Annotated in this window: 12 protein-coding genes; 3 read left to right on the top strand and 9 right to left on the bottom strand. The window is 57.8% G+C overall.

What is annotated here, in order from left to right:
- The first annotated feature begins 44 nt into the window (after positions 1-44).
- Entirely contained in the window at positions 45-1,709 is a 1,665-nt protein-coding gene (locus tag PHACT_RS04835) for a Na/Pi cotransporter family protein (RefSeq protein WP_169819392.1), read from the top strand.
- Between the two features lie 66 nt (positions 1,710-1,775).
- Here PHACT_RS04835 and PHACT_RS04830 read toward each other — a convergent pair whose 3' ends face one another.
- The 8 genes from PHACT_RS04830 to PHACT_RS04795 all read right to left on the bottom strand — a co-directional run bounded on the left by PHACT_RS04830 (position 1,776) and on the right by PHACT_RS04795 (position 13,337).
- Positions 1,776-2,957: a multidrug effflux MFS transporter gene (locus PHACT_RS04830; protein ID WP_070116154.1), complete on the bottom strand. Its 1,182-nt coding sequence runs from the start codon at positions 2,955-2,957 to the stop codon at positions 1,776-1,778.
- A 20-nt stretch (positions 2,958-2,977) separates the two neighbouring features.
- Entirely contained in the window at positions 2,978-5,074 is a 2,097-nt protein-coding gene (locus PHACT_RS04825; protein ID WP_070116153.1) for a tetratricopeptide repeat protein, read from the bottom strand.
- Between the two features lie 25 nt (positions 5,075-5,099).
- Positions 5,100-6,131, bottom strand: a complete 1,032-nt coding sequence (locus PHACT_RS04820; protein ID WP_070116152.1) for an AAA family ATPase — start codon at positions 6,129-6,131, stop codon at positions 5,100-5,102.
- Positions 6,132-6,179: 48 nt separating this feature from the next.
- Positions 6,180-8,393, bottom strand: coding sequence for a transglutaminase family protein (locus PHACT_RS04815; protein WP_070116151.1), 2,214 nt, complete (start codon positions 8,391-8,393; stop codon positions 6,180-6,182).
- Positions 8,394-8,421: 28 nt separating this feature from the next.
- Positions 8,422-9,765, bottom strand: a complete 1,344-nt coding sequence (locus tag PHACT_RS16475; RefSeq protein ID WP_070116150.1) for a DUF58 domain-containing protein — start codon at positions 9,763-9,765, stop codon at positions 8,422-8,424.
- Positions 9,765-10,172: a hypothetical protein gene (locus PHACT_RS04805; protein ID WP_070116149.1), complete on the bottom strand. Its 408-nt coding sequence runs from the start codon at positions 10,170-10,172 to the stop codon at positions 9,765-9,767. Before PHACT_RS04805 ends, PHACT_RS16475 begins: the two co-directional genes overlap by 1 nt.
- A gap of 63 nt (positions 10,173-10,235) precedes the next feature.
- Positions 10,236-12,257 (bottom strand): TRAP transporter permease, encoded by a 2,022-nt coding sequence (locus PHACT_RS04800; protein ID WP_070116148.1) that lies wholly within the window; start codon positions 12,255-12,257, stop codon positions 10,236-10,238.
- 18 nt (positions 12,258-12,275) lie between these two features.
- Positions 12,276-13,337: a TAXI family TRAP transporter solute-binding subunit gene (locus PHACT_RS04795; RefSeq protein ID WP_083264582.1), complete on the bottom strand. Its 1,062-nt coding sequence runs from the start codon at positions 13,335-13,337 to the stop codon at positions 12,276-12,278.
- Positions 13,338-13,555: 218 nt separating this feature from the next.
- On the opposite strand from PHACT_RS04795, the gene PHACT_RS04790 reads away from it, so the two are divergent.
- The gene (locus tag PHACT_RS04790; RefSeq protein WP_070116146.1) at positions 13,556-15,904 is read left to right on the top strand and encodes an SLC13 family permease; all 2,349 of its coding nucleotides are present in this window, start codon (positions 13,556-13,558) and stop codon (positions 15,902-15,904) included.
- Between the two features lie 30 nt (positions 15,905-15,934).
- Here PHACT_RS04790 and PHACT_RS04785 read toward each other — a convergent pair whose 3' ends face one another.
- Positions 15,935-16,378, bottom strand: a complete 444-nt coding sequence (locus PHACT_RS04785; RefSeq protein WP_245730584.1) for an NIPSNAP family protein — start codon at positions 16,376-16,378, stop codon at positions 15,935-15,937.
- A gap of 218 nt (positions 16,379-16,596) precedes the next feature.
- Between PHACT_RS04785 and PHACT_RS04780 the strand changes: the two genes are divergently transcribed.
- On the top strand, positions 16,597-18,633 hold the full coding sequence (locus PHACT_RS04780) for an SLC13 family permease (protein ID WP_070116145.1): 2,037 nt from the start codon (positions 16,597-16,599) through the stop codon (positions 18,631-18,633).
- Positions 18,634-18,646 lie beyond the last annotated feature (13 nt).

Here is an 18,646-nt window from a genome sequence, read left to right as displayed (position 1 = left end):
AAACAAATTGTAATATGGCCGCTGGTTTTATAGACTTCGCGCCCATGGACTATTTTGAAATTTCTTACACTGCGATTGGTGGCCTGGGCATCTTCTTTCTGGGTCTTAAATACCTGTCGGAGTCGCTGCAGTCGAGCGGCAAAGAAGCTATTCGCGGCATACTGGCATCGTTGACACGAAACCGTGTACTGGCGGTGCTGGCAGGTATCGGCATCACTGTTTTTGTCCAGTCCAGCAGTATTTCCACGGTGATGACCGTCAGTCTGGTCAATGCCGGGCTGATGGAGTTGAAACAGGCTATCGGTGTCATCCTGGGTGCCAACATCGGCACCACTGTTACTGGCTGGATCATCTCTTTCAAAGTCGGCAAGTTCGGCCTGCTGTTCATCGGTCTGGGTATTTACCCGATGGTGGCGGCCCAGCGCACCTGGCTGAACACCCTGGGCAAGGCGCTGGTGGCGCTGGGCCTGATATTCACTGGTCTGGAGTTCATGAGTGGCGCGTTTGTGCCTCTGCGGACCGACGAAAACTTTATATCCTATCTCTATCTGTTTGATGCGCAGTCTCTGGGCAGCCTGCTTGCCTGTATTGCCTTGGCCTGCTTCCTGACAGTGATTGTGCAGAGCAGTTCCGCCATGCTGGGTATCACCATCACCCTGGCAGCCACGGGCGTCATCAACTTTGACACCGCCGTGGCACTGATTATCGGTGAGAATATCGGCACCACCATTACCGCACAGTTGGCTGCCATCGGTGCCAATACCTCAGCCGTGCGGGCAGCGCGCGCGCACGCCATCTTTAACATTCTGGGGGCAGCCCTGTTTGTGGCAGTTTTCCCCTGGTATGTCGATTTTATCGATTTTGTTGTCGCTGGCGAGGCCAATCTGCAGGCAGAAGACGGTTCCCGTCCCAATATCGGCTGGCATATTGCCGTCGCCCACACCATGTTCAATGTGCTTAACGTGTTGTTCTGGATACCCCTGATTGGATTCCTGACCAAAACCGTGATCTGGCTGGTGCCGCAGAAAGAAGAAAAAGAAGTCCACAAACTTCGCTACCTTGGTAATCGCACCACCATGGCGCCTGAGGTGGCGTTGCAGCAGGCCGGGCTGGAAATGGACAATATGGTCGACATTACGCGGGAGATGTTTGAGGTCACCCGGGAGTATGTGACCAGCCCCAAACACAAAAAGAAACTGTTTGACCGCATCAATCACCTCGAAGATATCACCGATAATATCGAAGAGGAGATGATCAATTTCATTACCATTGTGCTGACGGGATCGGTATCGCGAGGGCAATCGTCGCGCTCGTATGGCCTGATGCGCATGGCTGATGAAATCGAAAGCATTGCCGACGCCCTGCAGTCTTTCAGTATCTATCGCAGTCGTCTGTTCAAGCGCAACGAAGAGATCAGCCCGGAAGCCTGGGCCGACATACTGACTTTCTTTGATGAAGTTGCCGCTTATTTTGATCGCCTGACCAAGGCGCGCGAACGTGATGCTGATGCGAGCGAATTCAGAGCACTGATCACGGAGTCGAAAGCGATCAGGAAGATGGGTAAGGAAATGCGTGAGCGACACCTTGATCGTCTGCGTACTGGCGATTGCCAGGCAGTCACGGCCCAGACCTACAGCGACATGTTCATGTCACTGCAGCACATCAAGAATCACACCGTGAACTACGTCGAAGCCCACGCCGGCCTGTAACGCTACTTCAAATCTTCCTGTGTGCGCCCTTTGCGGGCGCCGCGTGTAATCCCGTTTGGCCATGTATCAGCGCCGAACCCGGGTAAAACTCCACAATGAGATCAGCGCCGCAGCCAGCATCAGTAGCAGCATCGGGTACACGGTGCCATTGAACAGCAGTGCGACCAGCTGCGCCGCAATTGACGACAGACCCATCTGCAGAAAACCGGTAAGCCCCGACGCACTGCCTGCCATGGCAGGAAATTCGTTGATGGCGCCCGCCTGAGCGTTGGGCAGGGAAACCCCATTGCCGAAGGTGCTCAGTGCAATGGGCGTAAACAGCGCCAGTGGATGGTGAAAGCCGGCAAGCTGCAGGCCGATGGCGATGCAGATGCCAACAATACTGAGCCGGGACCCCATGCTGATCATCCGGTGAATGCCCCATTTCTTCGACAGCCCGCGTGCCATGTAATTGCCGATCATGAAGGCGAGCGGGACCATGATGAAGTAGTACCCGTATTCATTGGGCGGTCGATTGAACACGGACACCATGACTTCCGGCGCCGCCGAAATGAAACTGAAAAACACCACGGACACGAAGGCGACGTTAAACGCATAGGCCGAGAAAGTACGCGATTGCAGCAAGGTGGCAAATCCCTTCAGCATGCTGCCCACGCCCGTGAAATTGACCTTTTGATGCAGTGTTTCAGGCAGGTAGCGGAACATCGCAACCAGCATGACCAGTGAGATGGCGGCGACCAGGTAGAAAATTGAGTGCCAGTCAAAGCGCACCAGCATTTCACCGCCAACCAGCGGGGAGAGCATGGGCATGACCACCATGACCATTACCAGCGTGGCAATGATGCCAGCCGCTTCATCGGCCGGGTAGACGTCGCGGACGATGGCGCGCGCCAGTACCAGACCGACAGCACCGCCCGCAGCCTGCACGATGCGTCCCACGATAAGCCATTCAATACTGCCTGCGAGCATGCAAAGCAGTGAGCCAAACACGGTGATACAGATACCCGTGAGCATGATCGGCCGTCGCCCGTAACGGTCCGACAGCGGACCATAGATCAGGGTGGCAATGGCAATGGAAAGCATCGACAGGCTTAGCGTAAGCTGCGCCGTGCCGGTGCTGACCATAAAGCGTTCGCGAACAACAGGGATGGCGGGCAACATGATCTGCATGGCGACCGGGCCCAGAGCGGACGCGGCGGCGAGCAACAGTATCAAGCCGCGAGACAATGATCCCGGGATATTGTGCATAAACCTGCCTGAAGGTGGTGTCAGCGCTGCAGCACGGACTCTTGTCGTTGCTGCAGGTCGGAGTTCTGGTTACTGAAGATAACGCTGTTGCCGAGCAGGGCAACGCGCTGAGAACGGTCAATAGTATACGCGAGACTGAAGGTGCTGTCGTGGAATTGACGTGCCAGCCTCTGCGCGTCAGTACTGTCATCGAGGAGAGAATCGGCGCGGGCCGTCGCCGGGTCTGCTGGCTGCAAGGCGACACAGGAGAGCGCATCGCCGGAGCGGTCGCGCAGACACAGGCTGGGCGTGTCGGTTGACAGAATTTCCAGCGGCAGGCCCTGATCGACAACAGCGAACCGGGGAGAGCGTTGCAGGTAAGACATCAGTTCGGCGCCAAATGGACTGTTGCTGCCGCCCGGTGTGATCGGAACGGCCAGGTCCAGACGGCGCAACACAGTCGGGTCCTGGCGCAGCGCCGCCGCATAGTGGTCCAGTGCCCGGCCACGCTGGCCTTCCTGCCACGCGGCCTGCGCCAGCCGTGCTGACACCCGCGCCCGTAGCATGGCTTCCTGGGCAGGCAATTGTGCCAGGGCCTGTTCCGCCATGGTCAATACCTCGGCATGCTGACCCTGGCGAGCCGCGATTTCAGTCTGGTAGGCAAACACATAGCCCTGGTTCAGTGCGAATGCACCTTCACTTGCAGTGTCGTTAAGCAGTTCCTGCATGACCCCCGGGCCAATCAATGCGATCAATTCCGGTTCCAGCCATTCCGGTATATGAACGTCCAGTGGCGCATAGGGACGAAGTCGGTTACTCAGCGTCTCGGCGTTGGCAAACAGGGAGGCGGCATGTCGCGCGGAGCGCCAGGCGCGGAAACGTGCTGCCTGAGCCTCGATACGCAGGCGCCAGGCCCCAAAACGGGGGAGGGTGGCCAGCTCTTCACGAAGCCGCTGATAACGGACCTGATGTGCGACACTGTTGACCAGCGCGGCGAAAGAGTCTTTTTGCGCTTCGTCAGCGGTATAGGAACCAGTGCGGTCGGGTTGATTGAGCGCGGTCTGGGTGAGTCTGGCAGCGTCCTCGGGGTACCCGGCCAGCATCAGGAAAATACCACTGACCATAAAATGGTCGGTACGATTCATTACCCCGACCAGCGGTGACTGGCTGTTGCGCCAGACCAGCATATTGTCCAGGGCATTGCGGGCGTCATCGAAACGGCCCTGGTTCATATACAGGTAAAGTTTATAGATCCACGGATTGCCCACGCTGTCCGGGTCAATCTGGCGTGATGCGCGATCCAGATAGTCCTCTGCTTCCTCGAAACGCAGCAGGTTCAGCGACACTTCCGATGCATTGAGCAGGTGTACTGTGTCCAGCTCTTCGGCCTGAGAGGCCGCGATGCCTTCATCCTCAGTCATTGCATTTTCGCAGGCCTGCAGGGATTCCGCCGGCCGCAGATCGGCCAGTTCAACCGCACACAGGGTGTTCCAGGCACGGCTGCGTTCACGCGGGTTGTCGCTTGAACTCAACACTTTTTCGGCACTGGCGCGGGCGTCATCGTAGCGTTTCATTTTAATCAGTGGCCAGCCACGAAACGATTCTGTGTCCTGTCCGTAGATGGCGCTGATCTGATCCAGGTAAGCCAGCGATTTTTCCTGGTCGCCAATCAATTGATGGGCATAGGATAGCTGGCTCAGGGTAAGGTAATGCCACTCCAGATTGCCCGACGCCATGGCCCGCCCCAGAGAACTGTAGCCGGTCAGGGACTCGGCAATATTCAGGTGGAACAGGGCGCGGGGTAAATTGCCTTCAACACGAAACAGAACTTCGGCAAGAGCAAACTGCGCCCCCGGTGCCTCAGGCTCTTCGCTAACCCATTGCTGGGCCAGTTCCCGTGCGCGCACATTCTCGCCCAGCGCCAGCGCGTCACAGATTGCCAGTGCCGGCTCTTCAGATATACCACTCATGCCAAAACAAAGTCGTTGCGAGCCGAATTGAATGCCATCGAAGTCATTGCCGGTTTCCTGCGCCTGCAGGGCCGGCGCAGCCAGCAGCAGGGCGACCGCTATCACGCCTGTGGCAAACGCGGGCAGGCGGATGATGCCGGCATCGTGTGACAAATATTTAAATGACATAAAAACCAGTGTAATTGTCGATTGGCTAGTGAGCCTTGAGCGTGCTTCGTGCCAGTTGTTCGAGCGGTTCGCGCATGCAATCACGAAGCACTTTGGCAAAATCGGCAACGCCGGGCGCCAGTTCTACCCGGTGCGCCAGTACATGGGGCAACAGCATGTCAAGGTCATCGGCATTGACGTAGGCGCGACCACGCAGGGCGGCCAGCACCTGCAGTGCGGGCAGTATCAGAACCAGGCTGCGTGTGGAATTGCCTTGTAATACGCGTTCATCTGCGCGCAATGCGCGTGATATGTCGACCAGTGTGGATTTAATGCCATCGGCGATATACACATGCTCGTCGATGCTGCGACGGGCCGCAAGAATTTCATTGCGGGTCACGCGGACGCGGTCGGCAGCCGGGCTACGGCGCTGTTGCCAGGTGTCGAGCACGGCCAGTTCTGCATCGCGATCGATATGCGACATGGTGATCTTAAACAGAAAGCGGTCCAGTTGCGGTGTCGGCAGCGGATATGTACCGACCAGGTCCAGGGGGTTCTGCGTGGCAATAACAAAAAACAGCGGGTCCAGCGCATAGGTAATATTATCGACCGTCACCTGTTTCTCACCCATCGCTTCCAGCATCGCCGATTGTACCTTGGGGGAGGTCCGGTTGATTTCATCTGCCAACACAACGTGAGCAAAGATGGGGCCATGACGGAAATGAAAGCTGTTGCTGTTGGTGTCAAACACAGGGCTGCCGGTGACGTCCGAAGGCAACAAATCCGGTGTGAACTGGATGCGGCGGAAAGCGGCGATGGGTACAGCGTGGTTGGTCTCTGTGGGCGACTGATCATCAACAATGGCTTCACCCAGTGCTTTGGCGAGGGTGGTTTTGCCAGAGCCGGGAAAATCCTCCAACAGCACATGACCGTCGGCCATCAGAGCAATCACGGTCAGATCAATAACGTCATCGCGCCCGATTACCTGCGCACGCACTGCGCCTGCCAATCGTTGCAGGACATCACTGGCTTCCGTCAGTGCCGGGCTTGTTGAGGCTTCCGCTTCCATCACTTGCATTGTTTACTCCTGCATAAAGTTGCTGCTGTTGATGTCATGGATCATGGCTTAACGGCTGGCCAGCCAAGGGACCGGGTGCAGCAGGGCGATACTGCGTCGCCACCGCGTCTGTGATTGTGCCAGCTGGCGCTGCAAGTGTTTGCGTTGTTGCCGCCAGTGTCGTTTTTCGCTGCCACTGCCGTCGCCTGCCTGGCTGGCAGCCAGTTGCCAGGCCCCCGAAGGTGATACGCCGTAACCCGGTGTCACAGACAAATGTCGTTGTGTCAGTTCGCTGAAAGCAGGCAGTGTCGGTGCCAGACGGCGGGCAAATGCTTCGCGACTCTCGCCCCGTCTGCGCGTCATGCCGAAGGCTGCCAGCGAGTCCAGGACGGCCCGATACTGCAACCGGTATTGTTGCTGAGAGCTTGCCCAGTTGGGCGCCAGCACTCGATATATCCTGATCAGGTAGGCAGCCAGCAGCAGTGCTGCCATCATCGCCACTGCTGTGCGCACGAGACCGGCCAGCGACCAGTTACTGTCACCACCCTGATCGCGCAGAAAGGCTTCAAAGGCGGCGTCATCACGTAACATGTCGGCGAGCATCTGTTGCAATGAATCCTGCGGGTCGGTGGACATGTCAACCAGGGTGCGTGCCGGCGTGGGGTCAACGATGACCCAGCCCAGACCCTGCAGGTAAATCTCCGGCCAGGCATGGCCATGTACCGCCTGTATCAGCAATGCCGAGCCACCGGCGCGATTGGCTGACGGCACCGAGTAACCGATACCGACACGGGCCGGAATGCCCAGGCTGCGGTAAAGGTAGGTGGCGGCGTAGGCGAAGTGAATACAGTAGCCGGTCATGTCGCCAAACAGAAACGAGGCGGCCGGGTCGGTGGCATAGGCATGTTCATTGGCCAGGCTGTAGATGCCATTGGTGTCCAGCCATTCCTTCACCGCCAGTGCCTTGGCATAAGGGTCGTCTGCAAATTCAGCGCGTAGCCCTGAAATAAGCTCCCGGGCAAAATCGCCATAGCGCGGATCATCGGGCATTTCCAGATATTCGGTCCATTGGCCAACCGTCCAGTCCGGTGAGCCGGCCTGACGTCCGATCAGATCAGCGAAACTGAATTCTGGCACCAGCGATTCGACAGTGTAGGTCTGTCGAAAGCGCAGGCTGTTGGGATTGGGAGCGCGCTCAAAACGCACCGGTGCGTCGAGACCAAAGGGGCTGCGATGAGGCGTCAGCAGGCCGATGGTGGTGGTTACCCGGCGGCGTTTATCCTGTGCCGGAATCTGGTCTGATACTTCGATCGCCGATGAGGGAAAGTCACTGACCAGATCCTGATCCAGGCTGTCACCTTCAGCCGTCCACAGCAGTGTGCCATTAAATTGTGAGTACGCCGATTCGCGGAAATAGTACGCACCGCTGTCAGGTTCGTAATCGTCGCGGAACAGAACAATGGCAACCGGCGCTTCGCGGTCACTGGCATCGTTTTCACCATCCCGGAACGGGTTGTCAGACTGTGACCCGCCGCCTGCTGCGGATTGTCCAGTCAGGCCAAGGTCATCGGTCAGGCTGGGCGTGGGCATGCCAAAGAACTGCACGTATGCCAACAGCGAGAAACACAGCACCGCTAGCACGGAAAAATGGTAGGGCAGGCGTTTGTGATTGTTCTCCATCATCAACAGGACGGCCAGCGCCAAGACCGCAACGACCCCAATCGCCATCAGAATGGAGGACGGATCAATGCCCCGTATCAGCGCAAAATCGCCTATGAAATAGGGTCTGTCGATCATGCCGCGCTGATGGGCTGCCAGGGTAATGACAAAGGCACTGGCAACAAACAACAGCTCCGGAATACTGCCCCAGCTGTGGCGTCGCGCCAGCAACCTCAGAGTCAGACCGATGCCCGCGGCCAGCAACAGCCAGAACACGATCTGTCCCGCCTGGTAACTCGTCATTGCACCCAGCGTCCGTGCAATCATCGAGGTGCTGGTCATCCACCCGGCAATGCTGGCGCTGATTGCAACCGCGACCACAATCATAAACACAATCAGGGGCGAGCGCAGATGAAAAATGCGAGCCTGCGCCGTCTGTCGGTCCAGCCAGAGGCAGGCCAGCAGGCAGCCGGAGAAGGCAGCTGCCGAACCGGCAACGGTGGTCAGCGGCGTACTCAATACCCAGCAGGCAATGGCCAGTATCAAGGCCCGGACGGCACTCTGGTGCGCGCGCGGCGATGACGTCGGGGTCAGGCCCTGAGTCTGTGATGTGGTTTCAATCATTGATTTGCTCAGCCATAAGCGAATGACATTAAACTCTTTTCAGATGCTGGTCAAAAGACAGACCGGATTGCCGGTCAACCATTACAACATGCGCCCCCAGTTTGTGAAACTCGGTCATCAGTTGTCGCAGCGTTGCGGTGCTTTGACTGTCCTTCGATGTTCCGGCGGCCGCTGGCTGCGCCAGAATCAGAGACCGCCACCAGGGTTCGGGTTTGTTGTCTTTGATGCCATCAGTGCTGAAAACCACCGAAAATGGTCCGGGCTGGGACTGCAGCGTTTTTTGCAATCGCTGAGTCCAGGGCCCGGGCGTGGCCGGTGCAAAAATGATGCAGGCAGACTGCGTCGAACCCTGTCGGTTGAGAAACCGATCCAGGCCGTAATCAGGTGTGGATTGCCGCAACGCTGCATTGATTGGTCGGGAGCCGGCAATCAGCGGTAACGCGGCGGCCAGTGAGGTGGCCGTGTCGTCGCTGGCATCGGCGCCGAATACCCAGGGTGAACCAATGGCGCCACGGCTCAGGGCGAAGCGGGCGACGCCGGCTGCGGCCTCGTCCGCGTCGCCTGTGACCAGATAGGCCAGGGTGCGGTCACTGTGAAAAACACTTCGCTCTGCCAGCCGAACATTCAGGTGTCGGTTGCGGGCGTACACCCGCCACATGATATCGCGTACTGAATCACCGGCAGCGTAACGTCGAATATCCATGCGGTCACCCTCCGGCCTGCCGGCCGGGTTGGGAATGCCATCCTCTGATTCCATTGAGCGCAGCACCGGCAGGGTGCGAATGCGGCCTGTCTGTGGCAATACCAGTAATGGCATGTGTTGTGCCTGACGCCACGAAAAACGACACAGACCCAACACATCGCGCAGGGTGAATAATCGCACCAGCTGATTGCTACGGCAGCGTCGCCACGGCGTTATTTCTTCGTCCTGGGTGTGATCATCCGAATTGATTCTGTTAATCGTGACAAAGTCATCGGGCGCGATGACGCGCCACTCCAGTGTCATCAGCGGCAACCAGGCCAGCGCGGGCAACCGGAACCCGGTTTCATTGGGGAATCCGGCTTCGGCCTGACAAGGGGGTAAGGCGTCTGCGGTGATACGTCGCAGACGTTGACGCAGCCACAGGCCGGACAGGGTAACCATCAAGGCACTGAACGTGACGATGCTGAGTGCACAGACGGTCAGCGCAAACACGACCAGGTCCATGCGACGGTAGCCGAAACCCTGCAATGCCAGCAGTGCCATGGCAAGCACCGCCAGGCCGGACACCGTTAACGGGAAGTGAGGACGAATGCGGACGAACAGCTGCTGAGCCCGAACACTGACGACTCGCAACCGTGAGGAAAGCGGTAGCAGCATTGCAGCAGACATCAGCGGCTGCCCCCACTGGGCTTGTATTTCTGAGCGCGCGCCAGGCATCTGGCCATGGTTTGATTGTTTCGACTGTGGACCAGGTGCCTGGCATTGAGCAGTTGCGGGATTTCAACAAACACCATGGCAGTCAGCAACATCAGGCCGAAACCAACCTGGTCGGTGCCCAGTAGCAGAATCAGCCCGGTAATGGTCAAACCACTGTTGAGGAGGCCGCGGCCCCAGCGGGCAAGGTAAAAATGATGCAGTCCCAGCGGAAACAGCCGATTCAACAGCAGATAACGATCGGGGCTCTTTAGTCCGGCGCTTTCCCGTTGTAGGTAATAAGCCCGCTGCGGCCCGGACAGGCTTCTGATCTGCTCCCGCAGTTCATGTTCTTCCAGATTAAGTTCTTTTTCAGAAAACATGAGCGGAAACTTCTCTTAAGCGCTGACGCTTGTCCGGTTCTGGCGTGGATGAATGTATATATGTCAGGCCTGTGCCGTGTTCGCCACCTTTTCCTGATACCGTTGCCAGAATACAACAGCAGCGACCAACAATGCGCCTGCAATATGATGATAGACGCTCAAGGGGGCCCACATCAGTAAACCGGCGCCGACTGCCAGCATCGCCGCTGTCATCAGATTGAGGGGACGATCCAATCGCCACTGTAACAGACCTGCCAGGGCAAACAGACCGATGACGGCCCAGAAGAATGTATAAAACCGTTCCGGCCAGGTGCCTGAAATCAATGGCGAGTAAGCGAACAGCACCGGCACCAGATACAGGCCTTTGGCAATCTTCCATGATGTCACGCCGGTCGCCATGGGTTTGGTGCCGGCAATACCGGCCGCAGCGAAGGCCGCCAGACAAACCGGCGGCGTCACGTTACTGTCCTGCGACAGCCAGAAGATGATCAGATGCGCGCTAAGCAGCATGCCCGTCAGCAGCTCCGGGCTGAGCAGCTCCTGGCGCAGGATCTGGCGCATCTCCAGAGGCATTTCGCGCAGTGCCACCATCGGGTCACCGCCAAACAGGTTGAGGGTGGCAGTGACACTGGCTGGCAGGTCGGTGGCCTGCAATGCCGTCAGCATCTGATCCTGAGCAATCAGATCGAAAAGAATGGGCGCGGCCAGCGTTGCCAGCACGATGTAGGAGGCAGTGACCGGCAGGCCCATGCCCAGAATCAGAGACGCCAGTGCGACCAGGACCAGACTGATCAGCAGGCTGCCCTGCGCCCATTCCACGATCATCAGTGAGAAGGCGTTGCCGACACCGGTCGTGGTGACCACGTTGATGATCAGGCCAACGGCGACCAGCAGCAACGCGGTCGAAACCATGGTGCGCACACCATCCACAGTCGCTTCGAAAATGTCACCGGGTTTCATGGGTGTCGGTGATAACCAGGATGAGGCAATGACCGCCAGGATGGCGACCGCAGCGGCACGAATCGGGGTGTAGCCGGCGACCAGCAAACCTACCAGCACGGCCAGCGGGATGATGAAGTGCCAACCCTGTTTGACTACCCGCCAGATACTTTCATGGTCACCGGCCTTGTCGGCAAGCAGGCCCAGTCGTTTGGCTTCGATACGTACAAAAAAGATCACGGTCAGATAGAACAGCAACGCGGGCAGCGCCGAGACCGCAATGATGTGCAGGTAGGGAATCTGGGTATAACTGGCCAGCACAAAGGCGCCAGCGCCCATGATGGGCGGCATCAACGCGCCACCGGTAGAAGAGGCGGCGACCACACCGGCTGAAAACTGGGAATTAAAGCCGGAGCGCTTCATCATCGGGATGGTGATGACCCCGGTGGACACGGTATTGGCGACGGCAGAACCGGTAACCGACCCCATCAATCCGGAGCCAACCACGGCGACGATACCGGCACCGCCGGTAAAACGGCCTGCCAGACAACGCGCAAAATTGACAATGAAGTCACCGGCGCCGGACTTGAGCAGGAAGGAGCCGAACAGAATGAACATGAAGACATAGGTGGCAGAGATGTTGGCGGTCATGCCAAACATGCCTTCTTCACTGAAATAACTGCGGTAAAGCACTGTCTCCAGGCTAAGACCGGGAAATGAGAACACGCCGCTGATGTAGCGACCCATAAACAGGATGTAACTCAGTGAAATCAGAATCAGTATGGGCATGAACCAGCCCGTGGTGCGGCGCGTGAACTCGATGGCCAGGCCCACTGCCAGCGCCGTGATGACATAGTCGGACAGAATGAATTCAGCTTCGCGTGCGTACAGCGCATCTTCGAACAGGATCATGTAAGCGGTCACGATGACCGCTGCAACCGCCAGTACCACGTTCAGGATCTTCATGGCCATGCCGGGCGCTACGCCATCTGCGTTCCTTTCATTGCTTGACAGCGCGCACAACGCAACAAAACCGCCAAAGTGAATGGCGGAAAACCACAGTTCCGACATGGTGGCAAACACATTGACGTAGACATGAAACAGGGCAAACAAGAACGCAGCCCATTTCAGTAAAGGTGATTTCATAATGCGGTCTCGCTGCTTTTATTGTTCTGTGGCGCTGTTAGTGGCGTAAGGAACATCGCCATTTGCGGGTCGGTCGTCGCCGGGCATTATCAGGTGGGGAGCAATCTCAAGGCCCTGTTCCCGATAATAGCGAATGGCACCCGGATGCAGTGGCGCTCCGAGACCGCGCGCGGCGCGATCCAGTCGCATGTCGCGTGTCGCCCCATGAATTTCCTGCAACGCCGCCAGGTTTTCCCAGATAGTACGGGTAATGTGATAAACCACATCCTCCGGCACATCGGCGCGAACGGCGAGCACGTTGGGGCTGGAAATCGAGCGCACCAGCTCTGTCTGATTGGGGTATGTGCCAGCGGGCAGGTCATACCAGTCCCACAAATCGTAGCGGCTGTTAATTGCGTCCAGGTCTGCCTGCGTGAAATTGAGCAGCGAAATACTGTCACCCATCTGCGCAAAAGCCTGGGTAATGGCACTGACCGGCGCCCCTGCGGGAACGTTCATGCCAACAATGTTGCCGTCCTGAATGGCATTGGCGGAACCGCCGTAACCCATGTAGGCCAGCGACAGACGGTTCTCATAGTCAATGTCGAGCGCGTCGAAGATATACCGGCCGGTCTGTTCGGCACCGGAGTTACGTGCGCCCAGTACAAAGCGTTCGCCATCCAGGTTGCGAAAATCCTGCATGGTACCGGTCTCTGCCAGATCACTCATCAGCACAAAGTGCTCCACGTTATGCCATACCGCGCCGACCGAGCGTAGTTCGGTCTGGGGACGTCCGATCGGGCCTTCGCCATTCCAGCCCCAGGCGGCGAATGGTCCCTGCAATAAGGCAAACTGAGCCTGGTTGTCCCGCAATAGTTTGATATTTTCCAGTGAACCTGCGGAGCTGATGGCGGACAGGCTGATATCGTATTCGTCGCTGAGCTGGGATTTAGCGATGGTCGCAATGGCTACCCCGATGGGATAATAGGCGCCACCGGTGGTTGCTGTGGTCAGAATAAAGGGCCGGTTACTCGCCAGCTCGTCGGAGCAGGAAGCAAGGGACATCAGGGCAAGCAAGAGTACTGTCAGTCGTGTCTTCATGGGCGCAGATATAATCACATTTCCAAACAAAGCTCAATCAGCCTGCTACGATCAGGCGGAGAACTGAGTGCCACGCCCCTGTTGACTTGGGAATTATGCGGAGACAGATTTATCATATTGATGTTTCAGGTTTTTTTTGGGATTATGGTTGTGCTGTTGACCGTTGTTTGCAACCCTGAGGCATGACGTCGTGAGTGACACACAAAAGGATGCGTTGAGTGACATTTGATATCGCACTGGTATTGCTCATTCTGTTGGTGGCGGTGCTGCTGTTTGCCACCGAAAAATTACGCATGGATGTGGTTGCGTTGCTGGTGCTGTGCACGCTGGCAGTGACCGGGCTGGTCAGTCCTGAAGAAGCCATTGCCGGCTTCAGTCACCCGGCAGTGATAACCATCTGGGCCATGTTCATCCTCAGTGACGGGCTGACCCGCGCCGGTATTGCTGATGCCATGGGCCAGCGGGTGATCAGGGTCGCCGGCAGCAGCGAAATGGCACTGGTGATCACTTTCATGCTGCTGGCGGGTATATTGTCCGCGTTCATGAACAATATCGGTGTCACCGCATTGCTGCTGCCTGTGGTTGTTGGTGTCGCGCGCCAGGTGGGGGCGACGCCGTCGCGGCTGTTGATGCCGATGGCGTTTGGCTGTCTGCTCGGCGGCGCATTGACCATTATCGGTACGCCGCCCAATCTGTTGGTCAGCACCGCGCTGCAGGAAGCGGGTTTTGAGGGTTTTGGATTCTTTGACTTCGCCCCTATCGCAGTGCCGGTGTTGCTGGTTGGCACCGCCTTTGTTGCGCTGGTCGGTCGGCACTGGTTGCCGGCCCGGGATCCGGTTGCCGAGACCGGAGACAGCCGTGATCTGCGTGAGCTCTACAGTCTGCAGGAGCGTATTTTTGCAGTCCAGGTACCCGACGAGTCGTTGCTGGTGGGTAAGAGCCTGGGCGAAGCCGGTTTGACCAGTGCGGCGGGACTGATGATTATCGCGCTCAGTCGCGGCGGACATACCCAGGCCCTGCCCTCGTCAGTGACGCGGCTGCAGGCTGGCGATATTCTGTTAACACAGGGGCGGCTGGATCGTTTCAAACTGCTGCGACAATGGAGCGAACTGTCTATCGAGCGTGAGGCACCAGTGCTACACGACCGGCTGCTGGAAGACGCAGGCCTGTACGAAGTCACACTGAGTGATGACTCTTCGCTGGCAGGCAAAAGCATGACCGCCGCCGAATTCTATGATTCAACCCAGTCCTGGTTGCTGGCAGTGCTCAGCGGTGAAACCGTGCGTCGCACGCGACTGGCTGATTATACCTTTCGCAGTGGCGACCAGTTGTTGATCCAGGGGGACGAAAAAGTACTCAAAACGCTACGTGAGAAGTACCAGCTGATCGGCGGGACGCCGCTCGACAAGGAACGCGTGCAGCAGAAATACCAGCTGGATGAACGTCTGCTGGTACTCAGGGTACCTAAGGAAGCGGCTCTGGCGGGTCGCAGTGTGGGCGATACCCGCCTGGGCAAGGCATTTGATCTGCGCCTGCTGGCCATGTTCCGGGATGGCGATTTTATCCGGCCCTTGCCGGCTGACGAGGAAATACAGGGTGGTGACCTGCTGCTGGTGCAGGGCCGCCAGGAAGATTTTGATCTGTTGCGGGGTTTGCAGCAATTACGCATGCTGGATGACGCCACGCCTTACATGAAAATTTTTGAGCAGGGCAAGCTGGCGATGGTGGAGGCGATCATGCATCCACATAAATGGATCAACAATAAAACCGTCGCCAGCCTGAAATTGAGGGAGGCATGGCAGGTGGAGGTCGCAGCTCTGTGGCGTGGCGGACGGCCGCACAGGTCTGGTCTGGGTGATATGGAGCTGCAGCGCGGCGATGCCCTGTTGTTGGTGGCGCCCCTGAAACAGCTGGCCGCACTGAACCGGAATGCTGATCTGATCATTCTGAACCCGGTGTCAGCACCAGAGGTGGACAAGTCACGGGCGCCAGTTGCGGTCGGCAGTATGGCGCTGGTGGTGTTGCTGTCGATATTGGGGGTGATGCCAATCTATATCGCTGCGCTGATTGGTGCAACGTTGATGGTGCTGGGACGCTGCCTGAACATGGAGCAGGCCTACAAGGCGATTCACTGGCGCTCGATCGTGGTGCTGGCTGGCATGATGCCGCTGGGCGCGGCCATGCAGGGCAGTGGTGCCGCCATATACCTGTCGGATCAATTACTGATGCTGACCGGGAATCATAGCCCGTGGTTGACTGTGGCCAGCCTGTACCTGCTGACCGTCATGGGGACATTGATCATTCCGACCGTGGTGCTGGTGGTGATCATGGCGCCGATCGCGCTATCGGTGAGTATCGGTCTGGATGTTCAGCCACACGCCGCCATGATGGCGGTGGCGCTGGCCGCTGCAGTCAGTGTTGCCAGCCCGGTTTCGCATCCGACCAACGTGCTGGTGATGGGGCCGGGTGGCTACCGCTTTGTTGACTTCCTCAAGCTGGGATTGCCATTGACGTTGTTGATCTTTATTGTCGGCGCAATCCTGATGCCCATTGTCTGGCCATTATGACGATTGCGCTGACGGTCTAATCAATGTCTGTTACTTCATCTGTGAAAAATCAGTAGCAGTCAGGTACTTGCGCTCGACGCCCTGCAGGATCGCACCATCGCGATTGGATTCTTCATTCACCACGGCCCAGGCTGGATCAGAGCCAAAGGCGCTCCAGGAGGCGTTGGCGGCAGCGCGGCTGTCATGTCTGAGCAGGTAAATCAGCGTGTTTTGTGCGGCTTCCGGGTCGGTGGGCACCCAGTAACCGACATTGGTCATGCCGTGTTTTTCAAACAACGCCATGGTGTGGTCACGAAATCGTGTCAGCAGTTTGTCCAGATTACCGGGGGTTGCAGTATAGGTACGCAATTCGAAGACGGGACCATTGTCCTGTGCCTGGGCTTGCGCGTGGGCCGGTACGAGCAGCGCGGTCAGCGCCACGAATGTGATTGACGCCAGGGTACTCATCATTGTTTTAAACATTGTTTTTTTCACGATCAAGCTCCTTGTTTTGCCGGATCTGCAGAGGCTGCAGGGTCGCTGGAGCGTACCAGAAAGCGTGGACAGACAACAAGCAGGACGCGATGAACGGTTGCCACGACAGGGCATTGCTCCTGTTCAGGTGTTAGTGTCTAATACGGCAAAGGCCTGCGACCCCAGGGTGTTGTTCAGGGCATGCAATGCAGGCTGTAGGCAAAGGATGGAGTGCGCGTATGACGGTAGACCAGCTGATAATAATTGCCATTCTGGTCTGCAGCATGGGTATGTTCATGTGGGGGCGCTGGCGCCATGACATGATTGCCGGTGGTGCGTTGCTGGCCTGTATCCTCACCGGCCTGGTGCCTTCGGCTGACGCGTTTGCCGGATTTGGCCATCCAGCGGTGGTCACGGTTGCCTGCGTACTGGTGCTCAGTTACGGCCTGCAGGTGACTGGTGCTGTTGATGCACTGGCACAGAAAGTGTTGCCTGCCAGCGCCGGACAGACACTCAGTATTTTTTCCCTGACCGCGCTCGCGGCCATTCTCTCCGGATTTATGAACAATGTAGGTGCTCTGGCGCTATTGATGCCGGTCGCCTTGCAGGTGGCGGTCAAACAGGACCTGCCGCCCGGTCGAGTATTAATGCCACTGGCGTTCGGTTCGATACTGGGCGGGACCACGACGTTGATCGGGACACCACCCAACCTGATTGTCTCGGGTTTTCGCGCGGAAGCGGGCATGGGTCACTATGGCATGTTCGATTTTACCCCGGTGGGTCTTTCCATCACGGTTGTTGGTATTCTTTTTGTGGGTCTGGTGGGCTGGCGGCTGGTGCCGGCACGGCGCAATGCCGAGACCGCCAGCTTTGATACTGGCACCTATCTGACCGAGGTCCGCATCAAAGCCGAAAGCAAGGCCATTGGCAAAACGCTGCGCGAGGTGGAAGTGCATCTGGAAAAAGCAGATGCGCAGATTGTCGGCCTGGTGCGGGGTGAAGTACGGGTCATTGCTCCGTATTCACGCCGGGTGTTGCGGGAAGACGATATTCTGGTCATCGAAGCAGAACCGGAGTCGCTGGGCGCGGCGCTATCCAGTGTTGGCCTGAAACTGGAAGAGGAGGTGCTGGAAAGCGACAAAGACCAGGACCAGGAAGAAGCAGACGCAGAGGGTGCTGAGCAGAAGGACTCCAAAAAGAGTGAAGGCAAAAAGACTGACAGCAAAAAGGCACGTTCAGCCAAGCGAGGTTCGGACGACGCTGTCAAGACAGAAGCGGCTGGCGGTAAAGGCTCCAGCAAGAAAGCAGCCACTGTGAGCAAAGGCGCTGCCAAGAGCGCGGGCTCCGCCTCTGGCGGGGACGGCAAGAGCGCAGATAGCGACGACAGCGAAGCTGACAGCAAGGCACCGGCTAAATCAGATGAACTGGTGATTCAGGAGCTTGTGGTGATGCCGGGGTCGCCACTGCAGGGGCGCTCGGCAACCGATATAGAGTTACGCACACGTTATGGCATCAACATGCTGGCAGTGTCCCGGCAGGGTCGCCGTTCTATCAAGCGCCTGCGTTCAACCACCATCAAAGCCGGTGATGTTCTGCTGATGCAGGGCGTACCGGAAGCGGTATCCGGGTTTGCCGGGGACTACCTGTGTGTGCCGCTGGCGACCCGGGATATCCGCGTGCCGGTCAAGGGGCAGGCCGTGCTGGCGGTTGGCATTTTTCTGAGTGCTATTGCCATCACTGCACTGGGGCTGTTGCCGGTTGCGGTGTCATTTTCAGCAGCCGTGCTAGCCTATATGGCATTGCGCATCGTGCCGCCGCGCGCAGTCTACAGTGCCATTGACTGGCCAGTGATTGTGTTGCTGGGGGCATTGCTGCCTGTCGCTGGGGCCATGGCCAGCACGGGTACGGCGGATGTGCTGGCAACGGCGCTGCTGGATTCGGTTGCCCAGGGCAACCCGGTGGTGGCGCTGGCACTGGTGCTGATCGTCACCATGACACTGTCGGACTTCATGAATAACGCCGCAACGGCTGCTGTCATGTGTCCACTTTCCATCAGTATTGCAGGACAACTGGGTGTCAATGCCGACTCGTTCCTGATGGCTGTGGCCATCGGTGCTTCCTGCGCATTTCTGACGCCCATTGGGCACCAGAACAACACGCTGATTCTGGGTCCCAGTGGTTTCAAATTCGGCGACTACTGGAAACTGGGCCTGCCGGTTGAAATTGTTGTGGTCGCCGTCAGTCTGCCAGTGCTGCTTTGGGTCTGGCCGCTGTAAGAAAAGGCTTCAG

Origin of the sequence: Pseudohongiella acticola (genome assembly GCF_001758195.1) — a bacterium.
Lineage (GTDB): Bacteria > Pseudomonadota > Gammaproteobacteria > Pseudomonadales > Pseudohongiellaceae > Pseudohongiella > Pseudohongiella acticola.
The sequence above is the reverse complement of the archived record's forward strand: the minus strand, read 5'-3'. Positions and strand labels throughout refer to the sequence as shown.

What these genes read in the sequence shown, in the direction of transcription:
- PHACT_RS04820 (WP_070116152.1), bottom strand. Translation starts at nt 6,131, where the DNA reads ATGCAAGTGATGGAAGCGGAAGCCTCAACAAGCCCGGCACTGACGGAA.
- PHACT_RS04830 (WP_070116154.1), bottom strand. Translation starts at nt 2,957, where the DNA reads ATGCACAATATCCCGGGATCATTGTCTCGCGGCTTGATACTGTTGCTC.
- PHACT_RS04825 (WP_070116153.1), bottom strand. Translation starts at nt 5,074, where the DNA reads ATGTCATTTAAATATTTGTCACACGATGCCGGCATCATCCGCCTGCCC.
- PHACT_RS04835 (WP_169819392.1), top strand. Translation starts at nt 45, where the DNA reads ATGGACTATTTTGAAATTTCTTACACTGCGATTGGTGGCCTGGGCATC.
- PHACT_RS04795 (WP_083264582.1), bottom strand. Translation starts at nt 13,337, where the DNA reads ATGAAGACACGACTGACAGTACTCTTGCTTGCCCTGATGTCCCTTGCT.
- PHACT_RS04780 (WP_070116145.1), top strand. Translation starts at nt 16,597, where the DNA reads ATGACGGTAGACCAGCTGATAATAATTGCCATTCTGGTCTGCAGCATG.
- PHACT_RS04815 (WP_070116151.1), bottom strand. Translation starts at nt 8,393, where the DNA reads ATGATTGAAACCACATCACAGACTCAGGGCCTGACCCCGACGTCATCG.
- PHACT_RS16475 (WP_070116150.1), bottom strand. Translation starts at nt 9,765, where the DNA reads ATGTCTGCTGCAATGCTGCTACCGCTTTCCTCACGGTTGCGAGTCGTC.
- PHACT_RS04800 (WP_070116148.1), bottom strand. Translation starts at nt 12,257, where the DNA reads ATGAAATCACCTTTACTGAAATGGGCTGCGTTCTTGTTTGCCCTGTTT.
- PHACT_RS04805 (WP_070116149.1), bottom strand. Translation starts at nt 10,172, where the DNA reads ATGTTTTCTGAAAAAGAACTTAATCTGGAAGAACATGAACTGCGGGAG.